This window comes from Streptomyces sp. SCA2-17 (assembly GCF_044336695.1).
This window is the reverse complement of the sequence record NZ_CP117521.1, coordinates 4,593,192-4,611,015: the sequence shown is the minus strand read 5'-3', so window position 1 is coordinate 4,611,015 and position 17,824 is coordinate 4,593,192. Positions and strand designations below refer to the sequence as shown.

Below are 17,824 nucleotides of genomic sequence, written 5' to 3'. Positions count from 1 at the left end.
CTGCCGCACCGTGTAAACGGCCGCGCCCCCGCCGCGGCGCCCCCGGCTCACCCGGCCGGCTCACCCCTCGCGGAACACGTCCAGCAGGCGGGTGAAGCTGCCGTCCCCGTATCCGCGCTCCATGCCGCGCCGGAAGACCTCCAGGACGGCGGCGGGCAGAGTGGTGCCGACCCCCGAACCCTCGGCCGTGTGGAGGACGTGCTCGACGCTCGCGACGCCCATGGCGAGCTTGTCGACGTCGCCCTCGTGGTGGCCGGCGTCGATGCGCGGCGCGTAGAACGCGAGGAAGCCCGGGAGCGAGGCCATCGTGGACTGCGCGTACGGCAGGAACTCCTGCGCCGTGATGCCGTTCGCACCGGCGACCGCGGTGGCATGCACGTAACTGAGCATCGCGGTCCAGAACATGTCCATCTGGATCTGGTAGTACAGCGCGGCCAGACCGGGGTCGGTGCCGCGGTAGTCGGCGCCGGTGAGCACCTTCAGCGCGGCCTCGTGCGCCTCGAAGACCTCCTTGGGGCCGCTGTAGAAGGTGGACGACTCCGGCTTGCCGATGCCGGAGGGCGGCACCTGCACGCCGCCCGTGAGGTGCCCGGCCCCGTGCCCGGCGGCCCAGGCGGCGGCCTCGCGGGCCCGCTCCGGGGTGTCCGAGCTCAGGTTCACCAGGACCCGGCCGCGCAGGGCGCCCGCGGCGGGCTCCAGGATCGCGTACACCGCGTCGTAGTCGGTCAGGCTGAGGATCACCAGCTCGTTCGCGGCCAGCGCCTCCTCGGCGGACTCCGCGCGGCGCGCGCCCCGCGCGACGAGGGGGGCGGCCTTGGCCGCGGTGCGGTTCCAGACCGTCACCTCGTAGCCGGCGTCGAGGTACGCCCCCGCCATGGCCTGCCCCATGGGGCCGAGGCCGATGACGGTCACTGCCGCCTTGCTGTCCGCCGCCTTGTCATGCGCTGCCTTGTTGTTCGCTGCCTCGTTTGCGGGAACCACGAGATCCACACCCCTCTAGAACGAACGCTCTATCTAGTGACGGGATCAACGTAGCACGCTTCTAGAACGAACGCTCTACCTATATTCTCGGGAAGATGAAGACCACCCCGGAGCAGTCGGAGCAGTCGGAGCAGCGCGACGGAACGGCCGCGGCCCCCGGCGCCGGCCTCGGCACGCGCGAGCGGATCGTCCGCGCGACCGCACGGCTGATGCAGCGTCAGGGCTACGAGGGCACGGGGATCAAGCAGATCTCCCGGGAGGCGGAAGCGACGCTCGGGTCGGTCTATCACTTCTTCCCGGGCGGCAAGCAGGAGCTGGCCACCGAGGCGATCCGGCACGGCGACCGGGAGTTCACCGACATGCTCCGCAGGGCGCTGGAGAGCCGGCCCGACCCGGCCGAGGCGGTGCTCGCCGTCGCGAAGGACGTCGCCGCCGAACTCCGCGCGTCCGACTGGCTGGACGGCTGTCCCGTCACGGCCACGTCCCTGGGGACCGCCGCGCACGCCCCGGACATCCGGCTGGCGGCGGCCGAGGCGTTCGAACGCTGGCGGGGCCTCGTGCGCGACAAGCTCCTCGCCTGCGGCGTCGGCGCGCAGGACGCCCTGGAGCTCGCGCACACGGTGATCAACACGCTGGAGGGCGCCGAACTCACGGCCCAGGTCGCCCGGGACGAGGAGCCCCTGCTGATCGCGGGGCGCCATCTGGCGCGCCTGATCGACTCCTACCGCTGAGCCCGGCGCGGGGCGGGCCCGGGGGCGGCTGCCGTCAGCGGCCCGTCCCCTCCTGCGCGTTCAGCACCGTGCCCGCGAGCGCCCGCCGGGCACCCTCGACGATCTCCTTGCCGGTCGGCGCCGCCGCGGGGTCGATGAGCCACTGCATCCACAGCCCGACGAACAGGGCGTGGTAGAAGGCGCCCGCCGTACGGGTCGCCTCCGGGCCGACCTCGCTGTCGTCGACACCCTCAAAGAGCGCCACCATCCCCTCGCGCCCGTGGGACTGCACCGCGGCGAACTGCTCCCTGAGCTCAGGGTTCTTCACCAGCTGGCCGATCACTTCCATCTGCACCGACCAGTACTCGCGGTCGTTCGCAAAGCTCGCGGACACGCGGTCGAGCGTGGCGGCGAGGCGCTCCTCGCGCGGCGCGTCCGGATCCGCGGCGGAGGCGATGGTGGGTGCCGCCCCGTCGGCCCACTCCACGGTCAGCTGGAGAAACGCCTCCATCATGAGCGCGTCCTTCGAACCGTAGTGATAGCCGATGGAGGCGAGGTTGGCCCCTGAGGCCGCCACGATGTCGCGCGCCGTGGTGCGGGTCCAGCCCTTGTCGAGCAGGCAGCGCTTGGCGCCTTCGAGCAGATCTTCGCGATGTCCCATGGTGGCAGCGTAGTCCGTAACCATACGTATGTCCTAGACGACCGTCCCAGACGTACGTTCAAGACGCTCGTTTTATACAAGCGTCATAGACAAGCGTTTAAGACGTGCGTATAGTCCTGCCCATGACGACCACTCCGGCGACTCCGCCCACCCCCCGCGTCCTCGCGGGACGCAAGGAATGGACGGCCTTCGTCGTCCTCCTGCTGCCCCTCCTCCTGGTCTCGATGGACGTCTCCGTCCTCTTCTTCGCCATGCCGGCCATCAGCCGGGACCTGGAGCCGACCGGGACCCAGCAGCTGTGGATCTTCGACAGCTACGCCTTCGCCCTCGCCGGCCTCCTGATCACGATGGGGTCGCTGGGCGACCGGATCGGCCGCCGCAAGCTGCTGCTGGGCGGGGCGCTCGCCTTCGGTGCCGCGTCGGTCGCCGCCGCGTACGCACAGAGCACGGAGACGCTGATAGCCGCGCGCGCCGTGCTGGGTGTCGGCGGGGCCACCCTGATGCCCTCGACCATGGCGCTCGTGCGCAATCTGTTCCACGACGAGCAGCAGCGCAGCAAGGCCATCGGCATCTGGTCCGGGGCGATGGCGGGCGGCATCGCGCTCGGCTCCGTCCTCGGCGGGCTGCTGCTGGACCACTTCTGGTGGGGCTCGGCGTTCCTCGTCAACGTGCCCGCGATGGTGCTGCTGCTGGTGCTGGTGCCGCTGCTCGTCCCGGAGTTCAAGGACCCCGCCCCGGGCCGCTTCGACTTCCTGAGCGTGCCGCTGTCCATGGGCTCCGTCGTCCCCGTCATCTACGGGATCAAGGAGATCGCGGCCGACGGGTTCGCGCTCGCTCCCGCCGCGTGCGTGGCCGTGGGCCTGCTCCTCGGCGTCGCGTTCGTCCGGCGCCAGCGCACGCGCCGCGACGCGATGATCAGCCGTGAGCTGTTCCGGCACCGCGTGTTCGGGGCGGGCGTCGGCATCAACACCCTCGCCACGTTCGGCATGATGGGCTCCGCGTACTTCAGCACGCAGTACCTCCAGTCCGTGCTCGGCAAGGGCCCGCTCGAGGCGGCGCTGTGGGGCGCGATCCCCTCGGTCGCGGTCGGCTTCGCGGCGCCGCTCGCCGCCATGGCGGGGCAGAAGTTCCCCAAGGCGTACGTCATGGCGGCCGGATTCGTCGTCGCCGCCGCCGGCTACGGGCTGCTCACCCGCGCCGGCACGGACTCCCTCGCCCTGACGCTGACCGGGGCGGCGGTCATCGCCTGCGGCATCGTCGCGGTCATGGCTCTGGTCTCCGACATGGCGCTCAGCGCCACCCCGCCGGAGAAGGCCGGCAGCGCGGCCTCCCTCCTGGAGACCGGCCAAGAGCTCGGCGGCGCGCTGGGCATGGCGCTGTTCGGCAGCGTGGGCGTCGCCGTCTACCGCCGCGACATGACCGACGAGCTCCCCGCGAACCTGCCGCACGGCGCGCTCGACGCGGCCCGCGAGACGCTCGGCGGTGCGGCGGCGGTCGCGGCGCAGCTGCCGGGGCGGGTGGGCGAGTACGTCCTCACCACCTCTCGCGAGGCCTTCACGCACGGCATGAACGTCGCCGCCGTCGGCGGCGCGGCGGCGCTCCTCCTGTCCGCGGTGATCACGATGGCGGCGCTACGTCGCCGGTGAGGGGCGGGCGCGGCCCCCGCAGCGCCCTTCCGCCGCGACGGCGGAAAGAGGGGCCCAGGCCCCATGCAGGCGCCGGCGCACTCCTTCCGCCGCCACAGCGAGCAACCGAAACGGCGAACACCGGCGGTGCCGAACAGCCTCAGCGAGGCTCGGCACCGCCGGTTACCGACGTTGTGGTGATCCGCCATCGCGGCGGAAGGAGGGGCTCGGCCCCATACAGGAGCAGGCGGCGGCTCTCCCGCCGAGCGGAGACAGGGCCCCAGGCCTCACGCAGGAGCCGGCGACATCCCTCCCGCCGCCGCAGCGAGCACCGGCGGCGTGTGATCCGCCGTCACAGCGGGAAGAAGGGCCCCGGCCCCCTGCAAGAGTCAGTGGCGCCGCCATTACAGGGCCCCCGGGCGCTGTTCTATGTACGTGTGCACGCCGTCCAAGACGCGGGCCAGGCCGAAGGTGAAGAGGGTGTCCAGGTCGGTGGTCGTGGGGGTGTCCGTCAGGCTTACGGCTGCGCCGCGCACGTAGGCCGCGACCGTGGCCGCGATGCGGGGCACCGCTCCCGGCTCCAGGCCCTGGCGGAGGGCCGGGGACACGGCCCATTCCATGAGGCCGGCGGCGGCTGCGGGGAGGACGGTCCTGGCCAGCCAGGGGTGGCGCCGGTAGAGGGACCACTGGTGCCGGGCGACCGCCTCCAGGCGGCCGCGCCAGCCGGCCGGCACGCTGCCGGAGAGGCCGGCCTCGGCGAAGACCGCGTCCGCCATCAGGGCGACGAGGTCGTCCTTGCCCGGCACGTGCCGGTACAACGCCATGGTGGGGACGCGGAGTTCGGCGGCGAGGGCGCGCATGGACAGGGCGGCGCCGCCACGGGCGTCCGCCAGCGCGACGGCGGTCCGCACGATGCGGTCCCGGGTGAGCGGACGCGTCCCGTTCGCCCGGCCGGGCGGCGGCCCCGTGCGGGCTCCGGCCGCGCCGCCCGGGGCGGCCGCCACGACGGTGCCGACACCCGGCACGGCCCGCACGAGGCCCTCCGCGCGGAGCACGGACAGCACCTTCCCGGCCGTGGCCGTCGCGATCCCCCACTCCTGTGCGATCCGCCGGACGGAGGGGACCTTCTCGCCCGTACGGATCTCGCCGGAGGCGATACGGGCGCGGAGTTCGGCGGCGATCCGGAGGTACGGGGCGGACGCCGCGGCCGCGGGCTGTTCCAGTACACCCATAGCCGGAAGGTTAAGAGAGCCGCGGGGCGCCGCGAAAGCGCATAAGGCCCGGCCGCCCCCGCACGGGGCAGCCGGGCCTCACCGGCATCCGCACGCGCACCGACCGGTGCGCACACGCGTCAGTCCGTCAGGTTCACCGCGCGCGCCGACGCCGCGCCGATCTCCTCGGCGATCTCCGCCAGCACGGTCGGCGGGACGGACTCGTCGACCGTGAGGGCGACGAGCGCCTCGCCGCCCTCCGTGGCGCGGGAGACCTGCATGCCGGCGATGTTGATGCCGGCCTCGCCGAGGATGCGGCCCAGCGTGCCGACGACGCCGGGGCGGTCGCCGTAGCGGAAGAAGGCCATGTGGTCGGCGAGCGCGAGGTCCACGTCGTGGTCGCCCACGGCGACGATCTTCTGCTGGTTCTTCGGGCCGGCCAGCGTGCCCGAGATGGAGACCTCGTCGCCCCCGGCGAGCGTGCCCCGCACGGTGACCACATTGCGGTGCTCGGTCGACTCGGAGCTCGTGGTCAGCCGCACCTCGACGCCGCGCTCCTGCGCGAACAGCGGGGCGTTGACGTAGGAGACCGTCTCGTCGACGACGTCCTCGAAGACGCCCTTGAGGGCGGACAGCTCCAGGACCTTGACGTCGTACTGCGTGAGCTCGCCGTAGACCTCGACGTCGAGCCGGACGGCGACCTCGCCGGCCAGGGCCGTGAAGATCCGGCCGAGCTTCTCGGCCAGCGGCAGGGCCGGCTTGACGTCCTCGGCGATGACGCCGCCCTGGACGTTGACCGCGTCCGGCACGAGCTCGCCGGCGAGGGCGAGCCGCACGGAGCGGGCGACGGCGATGCCGGCCTTCTCCTGGGCCTCGCCCGTGGAGGCGCCGAGGTGCGGGGTGGCCACCACGTTGTCGAACTCGAAGAGCGGGGAGTCGGTGCACGGCTCCGACGCGTAGACGTCGAGGCCGGCGCCCGCGACGCGGCCCTCCTTGAGGGCGGAGGCGAGCGCCGCCTCGTCCACGATGCCACCGCGCGCGGCGTTGACGATGCGGACGCTCGGCTTGACCTTGTGGAGGGCCTCGTCGCCGATGAGGCCGAGCGTCTCGGGCGTCTTGGGCAGGTGGACGGTGATGAAGTCCGCGACCTCCAGCAGCTCGTCGAGCGTGAGGAGCTTGACGCCCATCTGGGCGGCGCGCGCGGGCTGCACGTACGGGTCGTAGGCGACGACCTTCATCCCGAAGGCGGACATCCGCTGGGCGACGAGCACGCCGATCCGGCCGAGGCCGACGACGCCGAGGGTCTTCTCGGAGAGCTCGACGCCGGTGTACTTGGAGCGCTTCCACTCGCCGTTCTTCAGCGCGGAGTTGGCCTGCGGGATGTTGCGCGCGGTGGCGATGAGCAGGCCGCAGGCGAGCTCGGCGGCGGTGACGATGTTGGAGGTCGGGGCGTTGACGACCATCACGCCGGCCTTGGTGGCGGCGGAGACGTCCACGTTGTCCAGGCCTACACCGGCGCGGGCGACGACGCGCAGCTTCCCGGCGGCGGCGATGGCCTCGGCGTCGACCTTGGTGGCGCTGCGGACGAGGATGGCGTCGACGTCGGCGACGGCCGGCAGGAGCTCCGCCCGGTCGGCGCCGTTGCAGTGGCGGATCTCGAAGTCGGGGCCGAGGGCGTCGACGGTGGCCGGGGAGAGCTCCTCGGCGATCAGGACGACGGGTTTACGGGGCGAAGCAGTGCTCACGGGTTCCTCACTGGTCCTTGGCGGACGGCCGTCCCGACGGCCGAAGGCGGTGGAGGGGGCAGGCAGCCGCGTGGAAGACGCACGACGCTGTGAGCCTGGTACGCGCTTGTTGGTGTGCAGTGTATCGGCGCTCGTCGCGGGCTCGCGCGAGCTTCGCCCGCAATCACCGGGCGGGCCGGGCGGAACGGAGCGCGGGCGCCGGGCGGGCCGGGTGACGGCCCGCCCGGCGCCCGGGACGGAGCGGCCGGCCGCTCCTGGCCGGCCGCTCCTTGAAGGAGTCGGTTACTCCTTGTCGTCCACCCAGCTCATCAGCTTGCGCAGCTTCTTGCCCGTGGTCTCCAGCAGGTGGTCCTCGTCGGCCTTCTTGTACTCGTTGTACTTGGGCAGGCCGGCCTGGTACTCCTTCATCCAGTTGTTGGCGAAGGTGCCGTCCTGGATCTCGCCGAGGACCTTCTTCATCTCGGCCTTGGTGCCCTCGTTGACGATGCGCGGGCCGGTGACGTAGTCGCCCCACTCGGCGGTCTCGGAGACCGACCAGCGCATCTTCTCCAGGCCGCCCTCGTACATCAGGTCCACGATGAGCTTGAGCTCGTGGAGGCACTCGAAGTACGCGATCTCCGGCTGGTAGCCGGCCTCGACCAGCGTCTCGAAACCGGCCTTCACCAGCGCCGAGGCACCGCCGCACAGGACGGCCTGCTCGCCGAAGAGGTCGGTCTCGGTCTCCTCGGTGAAGGTGGTCTTGATGACGCCGGCGCGGGTGCCGCCGATGGCCTTGGCGTAGGAGAGGGCGAGCTGGAAGGCGCTGCCGGAGGCGTCCTGCTCGACGGCCGCGATGCACGGGACGCCGCGGCCCTCCTCGTACTGGCGGCGCACGAGGTGGCCCGGGCCCTTGGGGGCGACCATGCAGACGTCGACGCCGGCCGGGGGCTTGATGAAGCCGAAGCGGATGTTGAAGCCGTGCCCGAAGAACAGCGCGTCGCCGTCCTTGAGGTGCTCCTTGACGGACTCCTCGTAGACCTTGGCCTGGATCGGGTCGGGGACGAGGATCATGATGACGTCGGCCTCGGCCGCCGCCTCGGCGGGGGTGACGACGCGCAGCCCCTGCTCCTCGGCCTTCTGCTTGGACTTGGAGCCCTCGTGCAGGCCCACGCGGACGTCGACGCCCGAGTCGCGCAGGGACAGCGCGTGGGCGTGGCCCTGGCTGCCGTAGCCGAGGACCGCGACCTTGCGGCCCTGGATGATGGACAGGTCGGCGTCGTTGTCGTAGAAGAGCTCGGCAGCCACGTTGGGTTATCTCCTTGTTTCCGGTTGTCCGGTGGTGCGTCCCACCGTATGACGGGCGGGCGGGGGAAAGACTTCAGGTCTCGCTATACGGATGAACCAGATCCGGCCGGGCAGGGCCGGTCCCGTTCAGGTCGGTGCGGTCGTCCGGGCCCGGCGGCGGTCAGGCCGAGCGGTCCAGCGCGCGCAGGCTGCGGTCCGTGATGGACCGCGCGCCGCGCCCTATGGCGATCGTCCCGGACTGCACGAGCTCCTTGATGCCGAACGGCTCCAGCATCTTGAGCATCGCGCCGAGCTTGTCGCTGCCGCCGGTGGCCTCGATGGTGACGGCCTCCGGGGAGACGTCGACTGTCTTGGCGCGGAACAGCTGGACGATCTCGACGATCTGGGAGCGGGTCTCGTTGTCGGCGCGGACCTTCACCAGGACGAGCTCGCGGTGGATCGCCTGGCTGTCCTCCAGCTCGACGATCTTCAGCACGTTGACGAGCTTGTTGAGCTGCTTGGTGACCTGCTCCAGCGGCAGCGACTCGACGTTGACGACGATGGTGATGCGGGAGATGTCCGGGTGCTCGGTCACGCCGACGGCGAGGGAGTCGATGTTGAAGCCGCGGCGGGCGAACAGGGCGGCGATCCGGGTGAGGATGCCGGGGGTGTTCTCCACCAGGACGGAGAGCGTGTGCTTGGTCATCTGCTCGTTCTCTCTCTTCTCGCTTCTCGCGGTCCCTCAGTCGTCCACGCTGTCGCCGAAGTCCGGGCGGACTCCGCGCGCGGCGAGGATCTCGTCGTTGGAGGTGCCGGCGGCGACCATCGGCCAGACCATGGCGTCCTGATGGACGATGAAGTCGACCACGACCGGCCGGTCGTTGATGGCGTTGGCCTGCTGGATGACGGCGTCCAGGTCCTCCGGGCGCTCACAGCGCAGGCCCACGCAGCCCATGGCCTCCGACAGCTTGACGAAGTCCGGGACGCGGGTGCCCGCGCTGGCCTCGGTGCCGTCCGACTCCGGGCCCGAGTGGAGCACGGTGTTGGAGTAGCGCTGGTTGTAGAACAGGGTCTGCCACTGGCGGACCATGCCCAGGGCACCGTTGTTGATGATGGCGATCTTGACGGGGATGTTGTTGAGGGCGCAGGTGACCAGTTCCTGATTGGTCATCTGGAAGCAGCCGTCGCCGTCGATGGCCCAGACGGTGCGGTCGGGCATGCCGGCCTTGGCGCCCATCGCGGCGGGCACCGCGTAGCCCATCGTCCCGGCGCCGCCGGAGTTGAGCCAGGTGGCGGGCTGTTCGTAGCCGATGAAGTGCGCGGCCCACATCTGGTGCTGGCCGACGCCGGCGGCGTAGATGGTGTCCTTCGGGGCGAGCTGCCCGATGCGCTGGATGACCTGCTGGGGGGCGAGGCTGCCGTCGGCGGGCTGGTCGAAGCCGAGCGGGTAGGTGTCGCGCCAGCGGTCGAGGTCCTGCCACCAGGAGGCGTAGCGCTCGCGGGCGGCCTCGCCGCTGCGGCCCTCGGCGAGCTCGGCCTGGAGGGCGACGATCAGGTCGGCGATGACCTCGCGGGCGTCGCCGACGATCGGCACGTCGGCGGCGCGGTTCTTGCCGATCTCGGCGGGGTCGATGTCGGCGTGGACGACCTTGGCGTTCGGGGCGAAGGAGTCCAGTTTGCCGGTGACGCGGTCGTCGAAGCGGGCGCCGAGGGCGACGATCAGGTCGGACTTCTGCAGGGCGGTGACGGCGGCGACCGAGCCGTGCATGCCGGGCATGCCCAGGTGCTGGGGGTGGCTGTCGGGGAAGGCGCCCAGGGCCATCAGGGTGGTGGTGACGGGTGCGCCGGTCAGCTCGGCGAGGACCTTCAGCTCGGCGGTGGCGCGGGCCTTGAGGACGCCGCCACCGACGTAGAGCACGGGGCGGGCGGCCTGGCTGATCAGCTTGGCGGCCTCGCGGATCTGCTTGGAGTGCGGCTTGGTCACCGGGCGGTAGCCGGGCAGGTCGGTGTGCGGCGGCCAGGTGAAGGTGGTCTGCGCCTGGAGGGCGTCCTTGGCGATGTCCACGAGGACGGGGCCGGGGCGGCCGGTGGAGGCGACGTGGAAGGCCTCGGCGATGGTGCGGGGGATCTCGGCGGGGTCGGTGACCAGCCAGTTGTGCTTGGTGATCGGCATGGTGATGCCGCAGATGTCCGCCTCCTGGAAGGCGTCCGTGCCGATGGACTTGGAGGCGACCTGGCCCGTGATGGCGACGAGCGGGACGGAGTCCATGTGGGCGTCGGCGATGGGCGTGACGAGGTTGGTGGCGCCGGGGCCGGAGGTGGCCATGCAGACCCCGACCTTGCCGGTGGCCTGGGCGTATCCGGTGGCGGCGTGGCCCGCGCCCTGCTCGTGGCGGACCAGCACGTGGCGGACCTTCGAGGAGTCCATCATCGGGTCGTAGGCGGGGAGGATCGCTCCGCCCGGGATCCCGAACACGATCTCGGCCCCGACCTCCTCCAGCGAGCGGATGAGGGACTGCGCGCCCGTGACGTGCTCGACGGTGGCGGGCTGCTGCGCCGCGCTACGGGCCCGCGGCTGCGGATGGTGGGCTCCGGTGGCCTGCTCGGTCATCGACATTCTCTTCTCGAAGGATTCGACGGGGGTTCGCGGAGGTGGTTTTGGGTGGGTCTGTCACGTTCTAGTGCAACAAAAAACCCCTCGTGCCGTGAGGCAAGCGAGGGGAGCGCGCCGGTGTGGTCAGCAGGGCTTGTGTGGAAGGCCTGCTTCAGCCGACGCGCTGTCCAAGTACGAGAATTCGGGTGCGCATGGGACCGACCCTCCACCCGCCACCAGCGAAGTGTCAAGTGGGTGGGACGGGCGTCTCATTATTTGAGCGCAATGGAGCATGGGCCAGCGATCCGGCGCCCCCCGCGGACCCCGATCGCGTACCGGACGGTACTGCTCCTGCGGGCAGGGCGCCGCCACAGGCCCATGCATGTGCGCCATCCACGGACGGGCCCGGCACGGGATACGCCCCGAGGCTCAGTGCGTGCCGCAGCCGGTGCTCGTCGAGCGGGCCGGAGAAGGCGGCGCCCAGCGCGTGGGTGCAGCCCATGGCGCGCAGGGCGAGCGCCTGCTCGGGGACGTCGACGCCGTCGGCCACCGACTGCATGCCCAGGTCGGTGGCGATCCTCAGCAGCCCGGCGGTGATCTTGTGCAGCCGGGCGGACTCCACGACGCCGTCGACCAGCCCCCGGTCGAGCTTGAGGGTGTCGATGGGCAGCCGGCGCAGGGCGCTGATCGCGGCATAGCCGCTGCCGAAGCCGTCGAGGGCGATGCGCACGCCCATCCGGCGGAGGGCGGCGAGCCGCCGCTCCAGCTCGTCGAGCGGCACCCGGGGGTCGCTTCCGGACAGCTCCAGGACGAGCGCCCCGGAGGGCAGTCCGTGCCGGATCAGCAGCCCCTCCAGGTTCTTGGCGGGAAGCGACCTGTCCATCAGCCGGGCGGCGGACAGCCGCACGTACACCGGGACGGCGTGGCCCGCGCGGCAGCGCTGGGCGGCCTGCTCGACGGCCTTCTCCACCGTCCAGCGGCCGAGCTCGGCGATGCGGGAGGCCTCGTCCCCCCGGTCGTTCTCGGCGACGCGGAGATACTCCGCAGGGGTGAACAGTATTCCCTGGGCGGAGCGCCAGCGGGGCTGTGCGGCGACCGCGGTGACCATGCCCGTGCCCAGGTCCACGACGGGCTGGTGGAGCAGGGCGAACTCGCCTTCGTGCAGGGCGGTGCGCAGCCGGGTGGCGAGCTCGGCGCGGCGGACCACGTCGGCCTGCATCTGCGGTGCGTAGAGCTCGACGCGGCCCTTGCCGGCCTGCTTGGCGCGGTACATCGCGAGGTCGGCGTTGCGCATCAGCTCGCCCGGGGTGATGCCGGGCTCGGCGAAGGCCACGCCGATGCTGGCGGCGACGCGGACCTCGGTGCCTCCTTCCACGCGGTAGGGCTGGGAGAGGGTGACCCGCAGCCGGTCGGCGATCTCGTGGATGCGGTACTCGCGGGCGGCCGGGTCGCGGGTGCCGTCGCCGATGATGAGCGCCGCGAACTCGTCGCCTCCGAAGCGGGCCGTGGAGTCGCCCGCGCGGACGGAGTCCTGGAGGCGACGGGCCGCCTGCACGAGCAGCTCGTCGCCGGCTTGGTGGCCGACGCTGTCGTTCACCGCCTTGAAGCCGTCGAGGTCGATGAAGAGCACGGCGGTGCCCGCGTCGGTCGCTCTGCGGCCGGTGAGGGCCTGCTGGACGCGCTTGGTGAACAGGGCGCGGTTGGGCAGGTCGGTGAGCGGGTCGTGCTCGGCGGTGTGCTGGAGCTGGGCCTGCAGGCGGACGCGCTCGGTGACGTCGCGGCTGTTGAAGATCAGGCCGCCGTGGTGGCGGTTGACGGTGGACTCCACGTTGAGCCACTCGCCGCCGCCCGAGCGGAAGCGGCATTCGATGCGGGTGGTGGGCTCCTCGGCGGGCGGCGCGGCGAGGAAGCGGCGCACCTCGTGGACGACTCTGCCGAGGTCCTCCGGGTGGATCAGCGAGGCCAGTTCGGAGCCGACGAGGTCCTCGGCCTCGCGGCCGTAGACCCCCGCGGCGGCCGGGCTGACGTAGCGCAGTATGCCCGTGGGCGCGGCGATCATGATGACGTCGCTGGAGCCCTGGACCAGGGAGCGGAAGTGGTTCTCCTTCTGGGCCAGTTCCTGGGTGAGGGAGATGTTGTCCAGCAGCATGATGCCCTGGCGGATGACCAGGGCCAGGACGACCGTGCAGCCGGTGAACAGGACGACTTTGTCGACCTGGTGGCCGTCCAGGACGTTGTAGAGGATGCCCAGGGTGCACACCGCGGCGGCCAGATACGGCGTCAGGGCCGCGAGGGAGCCGGCGATGGGACGGCTGGGGTGGTGCGGGTGCCGGGCCGGGACGTCGTCGCCCTCCTCGCGGGCGACCCAGGGCGCGTACGCCATGAGCATGTAGCCCGCGAACCAGCCGGCGTCGAGGATCTGGCCCGAGCGGTAGTGCGAGCGCAGCAGCGGTGAGGTGAACAGGGCGTCGCACAGGACCGTCAGGGCGAGGGCCGCGATGGCGGTGTTGATGGCCGAGCGGTTGGCCGTGGAGCGCCGGAAGTGCAGCGCCAGCACCATGGACACCAGGGCGATGTCCAGCAGCGGATAGGCCAGGGACAGCGCGGCGTGGGCGACGCTCTCGCCCTCGAAGTGGGCGGTGTGCGCGAGCGCCAGGCTCCAGGAGAGCGTGAGCAGCGAGCCGCCGGTGAGCCACGCGTCGAGGGCCAGGCACACCCAGCCGGCCCGGGTGACGGGGCGGCGGGCGAGGACCAGCAGGCCGATGATGGCCGGCGGCGCGAAGAGCAGGAAGCAGAAGTCGGCGATGGAGGGCGTCGGGACGCGGGCGTCGAGGACGACCTCGTACCAGCCCCAGACAACGTTGCCCAGTCCTGCCATGGCGGAGGACGCCGCGAAGAGGAACCACGCGAGGCGGAACCGCGTGCGGTGCGTGCGCCCGTACCAGAAGCAGGAGACGGCGGCGAGCACGGCGGCCCCGCCGAGGCCGAAGTCGCCCATGGCGGAGGCGAGCTCGCTCGATCCCCAGCCGAAGGCCGCGCCGGTGGCATAGCCGCCGCAGACGAGGGCCAGGAGGAGCTGGGAGACCGGGCCCGAGCCGCCGGACGGGCGCGGCAGGGCCGCTCCTGGGGCGCTCACCGCGCCGCCGTCCGCAGCAGCGGAAGCCGTCGGAGCCGCTGGAGCGGAGTCGCCGCGCAGTGCGGGCGCGGTGTGCGGTGCCGGGCACCGCGTGGTCGTGGTCGGTGCGTGAGCCGCGTCGGGTTGATCGTCCATTGGCCGTGCATCGCCCGTCGCCCCCCTCGAGTTCCGGTCCTCGCTGCGGCCGTTCCCGTGCACGCCGCAGCCCCCGTCCGGACGATACACCAGACTCGTCACTCAGGGACATAGCTCATATACATAGCGTAATCAGCCACGGGGTTATGGACACTGAGTGCAGTCGAACGGTACCTCTACGTGGTAACTAGCGGGCGGCGACTACGACATTTTGCAGTGGGGCGTCCAGAGCGAATCTGGCCAGCTGATCGCGGAGCAGCCGCTCGGCGCGCGGCAGGAAGGCCGAAGAGGGGCCACCCACATGGGGGGTGATGAGCACCCCCGGAGCGCTCCACAGCGGGTGGCCCGGCGGCAGCGGTTCGGGGTCCGTGACATCCAGGGCGGCACGCAGCCGACCTGCGTCCAGTTCGGCCAGGAGGGCCTTGGTGTCCACGATGGGACCGCGCGCGACGTTCACCAGCAGGGCGCCGTCCTTCATCCTGGCCAGGAAACCGGCGTTGACGAGCCCGCGGGTCTCCTCGGTCAGCGGCGCGGCGAGCACCACGACGTCGGCGTCGGGGAGCAAGCCGGGCAGGGCGGCGATCGGGTGCACGGGACCGCGCGCGGCCTCCCGCGCGGAGCGCGCGACGCGTGTGACCCGCGCGCACTCGAAGGGCGCGAGCCGGTCTTCAATGGCGCTGCCGATCGAACCGTAACCCACAATGAGCACCGACTTGTCGGCCAGCGCCGGCCGGAAGCCCTGCCGCCACTCCCCCGCGTCCTGCGCGCGCACGAAGCCGGGGATGTCGCGCAGCGAGGCGAGGATGAGGGCCAGGGCCAGCTCGGCGGTGCTCGCGTCGTGCAGCCCGCGGGCGTTGCACAGCACGGCGCCCTTCGGCAGGTGCTCCACGGCGGGCAGCAGGTGGTCCACGCCCGCGGTGAGCGCCTGCACGACCCGTACGCGCGTCATGGCGGCCAGCGGCCGGGTGCACAGCTCGGGGTCGGTGCGGTAGGGGACGGCGTAGAAGTCGCAGCGCGCGGGGTCGGTGGGGTAGTCGGGGCCGCCGTCCCAGAAGGCGTAGTCGAGGGTCTCCGGCAGTCCCTCGATCCGCTCGGCGGGAAAGGGCAGCCAGACCAGGGGGCGGGCGGAACCGCTGTCATCTGCACTCATGCCTGGAGGCTATGCGATCGGGCCGGGGCGGCAGAGGTTAGCTTTGGGGGCGAGGAACGGGAGGGGTACGGCCGGTGGAGCGCAGGAATATCGGTGCGACGGCGCTCGAAGCGGGCGCGATCGGCCTGGGGTGCATGCCCATGCACTGGGGATACACCGCCTCCCAGCAGAGCGGCGAGACCGCGCTGCGCACGGTGCACGCGGCGCTCGACGCAGGAACGTCCCTGCTGGACACCGCCGACATGTACGGGCCGTTCACCAACGAGTTGCTGGTGGGGCGGGTGCTGCGGGAGAGGCGGTCCGAGGCGTTCGTCTCCACCAAGTGCGGGCTGCTGGTGGGCGACAGCCACGTCGTCGCCAACGGCCGCCCGGGGTACGTGAAGCGCGCGTGCGACGCCTCGCTGCGCCGGTTGCAGACCGACGTCATCGACGTCTACCAGCTGCACCGGCCGGACCCCGAGGTGCCGGTGGAGGAGACCTGGGGGGCGATGGCGGAGCTGGTCTCCGCGGGCAAGGTGCGGGCGCTCGGCTGGTGCGCGATCGGCGCCCGTACGCGCCGCAGGTCGCGCGCCGGGCTGTACGACGCGACGATACGGCAGCTCGAACGGGTGCAGCAGGTGTTCCCGGTGAGCTGTGTGCAGGCGGAGTTGTCGGTGTGGTCCAGGGACGCGCTCGACGCGCTGGTGCCGTGGTGCGCCTCCCGCGGGGTCGGCCTGCTGGCCGCCATGCCGCTGGGGAACGGCTTCCTCAGCGGCACGCTGACGCCCGGGCAGGGCTTCGAACCGCAGGACCTGCGGGCCCGCCACCCGCGCTTCACCGCGGAGATGATGGCCGCCAACCAGCCGATCGTGGCGGGGCTGCGGCGGGTCGCGCTGCGGCACGACGCGACGGCCGCGCAGGTCGCCCTGGCGTGGGTGCTGGCCCAGGGCCGGCACGTCATACCCGTGCCGGGCACGAAGAAGCCGGTGTGGGCGGTGCAGAACGCCGCGGCGGCGCGGTTGCGGCTGACGCCGGAGGACTTCGCGGAGATAGCGGGGCTGCCGCGGGCGCAAGGGTCCTGGGACTGACGCGTGATGCCGTTCCGGCGGATTCCTGCGGGCGTACGGGGTGCGCGCCGCCGTTCCGGCCGGGCCCTGCGGGCGTACGGGTTGCGCCGTCGGCGCGGCGCGGCACCGTTCCGGGGCCCTGCGGGTTTACGGGTTGCGCACGGTGCGCATTCCGCCGGGCCCTCGCCGCGGTGGTTTCCCGCCGTGGCGGCGGCATGAAGTCGCGCGGGCACTTCACAGGCCGAAGAGCCGGCCGCTCCGTCGCCCCGGTATGGCACAGTGCCGGATAGCCAACCGCGCCCCGCGAGAGGATCCGCACCGTGCGACGACGTTCCCGTGCCCGTACCGGCGGCGCCGCCGCGCTGATCTCCGCCACGCTTCTGGCGCTCGCCGGCTGTTCGAGTGAAGACGGCTTCCCGGGCGAGGGGCCGCGGCAGGGGTCGTCGGCCAAGTCTCCCGGCACGGGGGCGTCTTCGGGCGCGCCGCAGGCGTCCCCCGCACCGGCCACCGGTTCGGTCAAGGTCGTCCGGACGCTCACCACGAAGCTCGGCACGCCGTGGGGCCTCGCCGCGCTGCCCGGCGGTGATCTGCTGGCCGGCTCCCGCGACACGGGAAAAATCGTCCGGGTGGCCGCCAAGGACGGCGCGCAGACCGAGGTCGGCGAGGTGCCCGGCGTCGTCAAGGGCGGCGAGGGCGGCCTGCTGGGCCTCGCGGTCTCCCCCGGCTTCTCCACCGACCGGCTGGTGTACGCGTACTTCACCACCGACTCGGACAACCGCATCGCCCGCCTGCGCTACGACGAGGGCAAGCCCGCGGGCCAGCGGCTGGGCGCGCCCGACACGGTGCTCCGGGGCATCCCCAAGGGCACGGTCCACAACGGCGGGCGCCTCGCCTTCGGCCCGGACCGGATGCTCTACGCCGGCACGGGCGAGGCCGGGCAGCGCGAGCCCGCCCAGGACCGGACGTCGCTCGGGGGGAAGATCCTTCGTATGACGCCGGACGGCCGCCCCGCGTACGGCAACCCCGAGGCGGACTCGGTGGTCTACTCCTCCGGCCACCGCAACGTGCAGGGCCTGGCGTGGGACGCGGGCAAGCGCCTGTGGGCGTCGGAGTTCGGCCAGGACACCTGGGACGAGCTCAACCTCATCCGGCCGGGCGGCAACTACGGCTGGCCCGTCGCCGAGGGCACGGCGGGCCGGTCCGGCTTCACCGACCCCGTCGAGCAGTGGAAGACCGCCGACGCCTCCCCCAGCGGCCTCGCGTACGCCAAGGGCTCGCTGTGGATGGCGGGGCTGCGCGGCGAGCGCCTGTGGCGGATCCCGCTGGACGGCACGAGGCCGGTGGCCGCACCGCAGGCGTTCCTCAAGGGCGAGTACGGGCGGCTGCGCACGGTGCTCGCCACGGACGACGGGGGGCTGTGGCTGACGACGAGCAACACGGACGGGCGCGGGAAGCCGGGCGCGGAGGACGACCGCATTCTGCGGCTCGAAGTGAGCTGAACACCGTGCACCACGCTTCCGTGGACCATACATCCGCCCGCCTATGCTGGACGGACAGTGCGGCGACGG

The 17,824-nt window shown here is 72.2% G+C and carries 13 protein-coding genes; 4 read left to right on the top strand and 9 right to left on the bottom strand.

What is annotated here, in order from left to right; all coding sequences use genetic code 11:
* Window positions 1-60 precede the first annotated feature (60 nt).
* The gene (locus tag PS271_RS21000) at window positions 61-912 is read right to left on the bottom strand and encodes an imine reductase family protein (RefSeq protein ID WP_398386970.1); all 852 of its coding nucleotides are present in this window, start codon (window positions 910-912) and stop codon (window positions 61-63) included.
* 164 nt (window positions 913-1,076) lie between these two features.
* On the opposite strand from PS271_RS21000, the gene PS271_RS20995 reads away from it, so the two are divergent.
* Window positions 1,077-1,712, top strand: coding sequence for a TetR/AcrR family transcriptional regulator (locus tag PS271_RS20995; RefSeq protein ID WP_398383725.1), 636 nt, complete (start codon window positions 1,077-1,079; stop codon window positions 1,710-1,712).
* A gap of 34 nt (window positions 1,713-1,746) precedes the next feature.
* Here PS271_RS20995 and PS271_RS20990 read toward each other — a convergent pair whose 3' ends face one another.
* Entirely contained in the window at window positions 1,747-2,352 is a 606-nt protein-coding gene (locus PS271_RS20990) for a TetR/AcrR family transcriptional regulator (RefSeq protein WP_398383723.1), read from the bottom strand.
* A gap of 122 nt (window positions 2,353-2,474) precedes the next feature.
* Here PS271_RS20990 and PS271_RS20985 point away from each other — a divergent pair, with 122 nt between their 5' ends.
* Window positions 2,475-3,998, top strand: a complete 1,524-nt coding sequence (locus tag PS271_RS20985; RefSeq protein WP_398383721.1) for an MFS transporter — start codon at window positions 2,475-2,477, stop codon at window positions 3,996-3,998.
* Window positions 3,999-4,381: 383 nt separating this feature from the next.
* On the opposite strand, the gene PS271_RS20980 is transcribed toward PS271_RS20985, so the two are convergent.
* From PS271_RS20980 to PS271_RS20950, 7 genes are all read right to left on the bottom strand, one after another.
* Window positions 4,382-5,209 carry a GntR family transcriptional regulator gene (locus PS271_RS20980; protein WP_398383720.1) on the bottom strand — a complete coding sequence of 276 codons (828 nt, stop codon included), beginning with the start codon at window positions 5,207-5,209 and terminating at the stop codon, window positions 4,382-4,384.
* Window positions 5,210-5,328: 119 nt separating this feature from the next.
* Window positions 5,329-6,933, bottom strand: a complete 1,605-nt coding sequence (gene serA / locus PS271_RS20975) for a phosphoglycerate dehydrogenase (protein ID WP_120753862.1) — start codon at window positions 6,931-6,933, stop codon at window positions 5,329-5,331.
* 282 nt (window positions 6,934-7,215) lie between these two features.
* Window positions 7,216-8,217: a ketol-acid reductoisomerase gene (gene ilvC / locus PS271_RS20970; RefSeq protein ID WP_398383718.1), complete on the bottom strand. Its 1,002-nt coding sequence runs from the start codon at window positions 8,215-8,217 to the stop codon at window positions 7,216-7,218.
* 160 nt (window positions 8,218-8,377) lie between these two features.
* Entirely contained in the window at window positions 8,378-8,902 is a 525-nt protein-coding gene (gene ilvN, locus PS271_RS20965) for an acetolactate synthase small subunit (RefSeq protein WP_030368133.1), read from the bottom strand.
* Window positions 8,903-8,938: 36 nt separating this feature from the next.
* Complete coding sequence (locus tag PS271_RS20960; protein WP_398383717.1) at window positions 8,939-10,813, bottom strand: acetolactate synthase large subunit; 1,875 nt, start codon at window positions 10,811-10,813, stop codon at window positions 8,939-8,941.
* Between the two features lie 223 nt (window positions 10,814-11,036).
* Window positions 11,037-13,925, bottom strand: coding sequence for a putative bifunctional diguanylate cyclase/phosphodiesterase (locus PS271_RS20955; RefSeq protein WP_398383716.1), 2,889 nt, complete (start codon window positions 13,923-13,925; stop codon window positions 11,037-11,039).
* Window positions 13,926-14,247: 322 nt separating this feature from the next.
* The gene (locus PS271_RS20950) at window positions 14,248-15,210 is read right to left on the bottom strand and encodes a 2-hydroxyacid dehydrogenase (protein WP_398383714.1); all 963 of its coding nucleotides are present in this window, start codon (window positions 15,208-15,210) and stop codon (window positions 14,248-14,250) included.
* A 74-nt stretch (window positions 15,211-15,284) separates the two neighbouring features.
* On the opposite strand from PS271_RS20950, the gene PS271_RS20945 reads away from it, so the two are divergent.
* Both PS271_RS20945 and PS271_RS20940 read left to right on the top strand, forming a co-directional pair.
* Window positions 15,285-16,277, top strand: a complete 993-nt coding sequence (locus PS271_RS20945) for an aldo/keto reductase (RefSeq protein ID WP_398383712.1) — start codon at window positions 15,285-15,287, stop codon at window positions 16,275-16,277.
* A gap of 299 nt (window positions 16,278-16,576) precedes the next feature.
* Entirely contained in the window at window positions 16,577-17,755 is a 1,179-nt protein-coding gene (locus PS271_RS20940) for a PQQ-dependent sugar dehydrogenase (protein ID WP_398383710.1), read from the top strand.
* The last annotated feature ends 69 nt before the right edge of the window (window positions 17,756-17,824 follow it).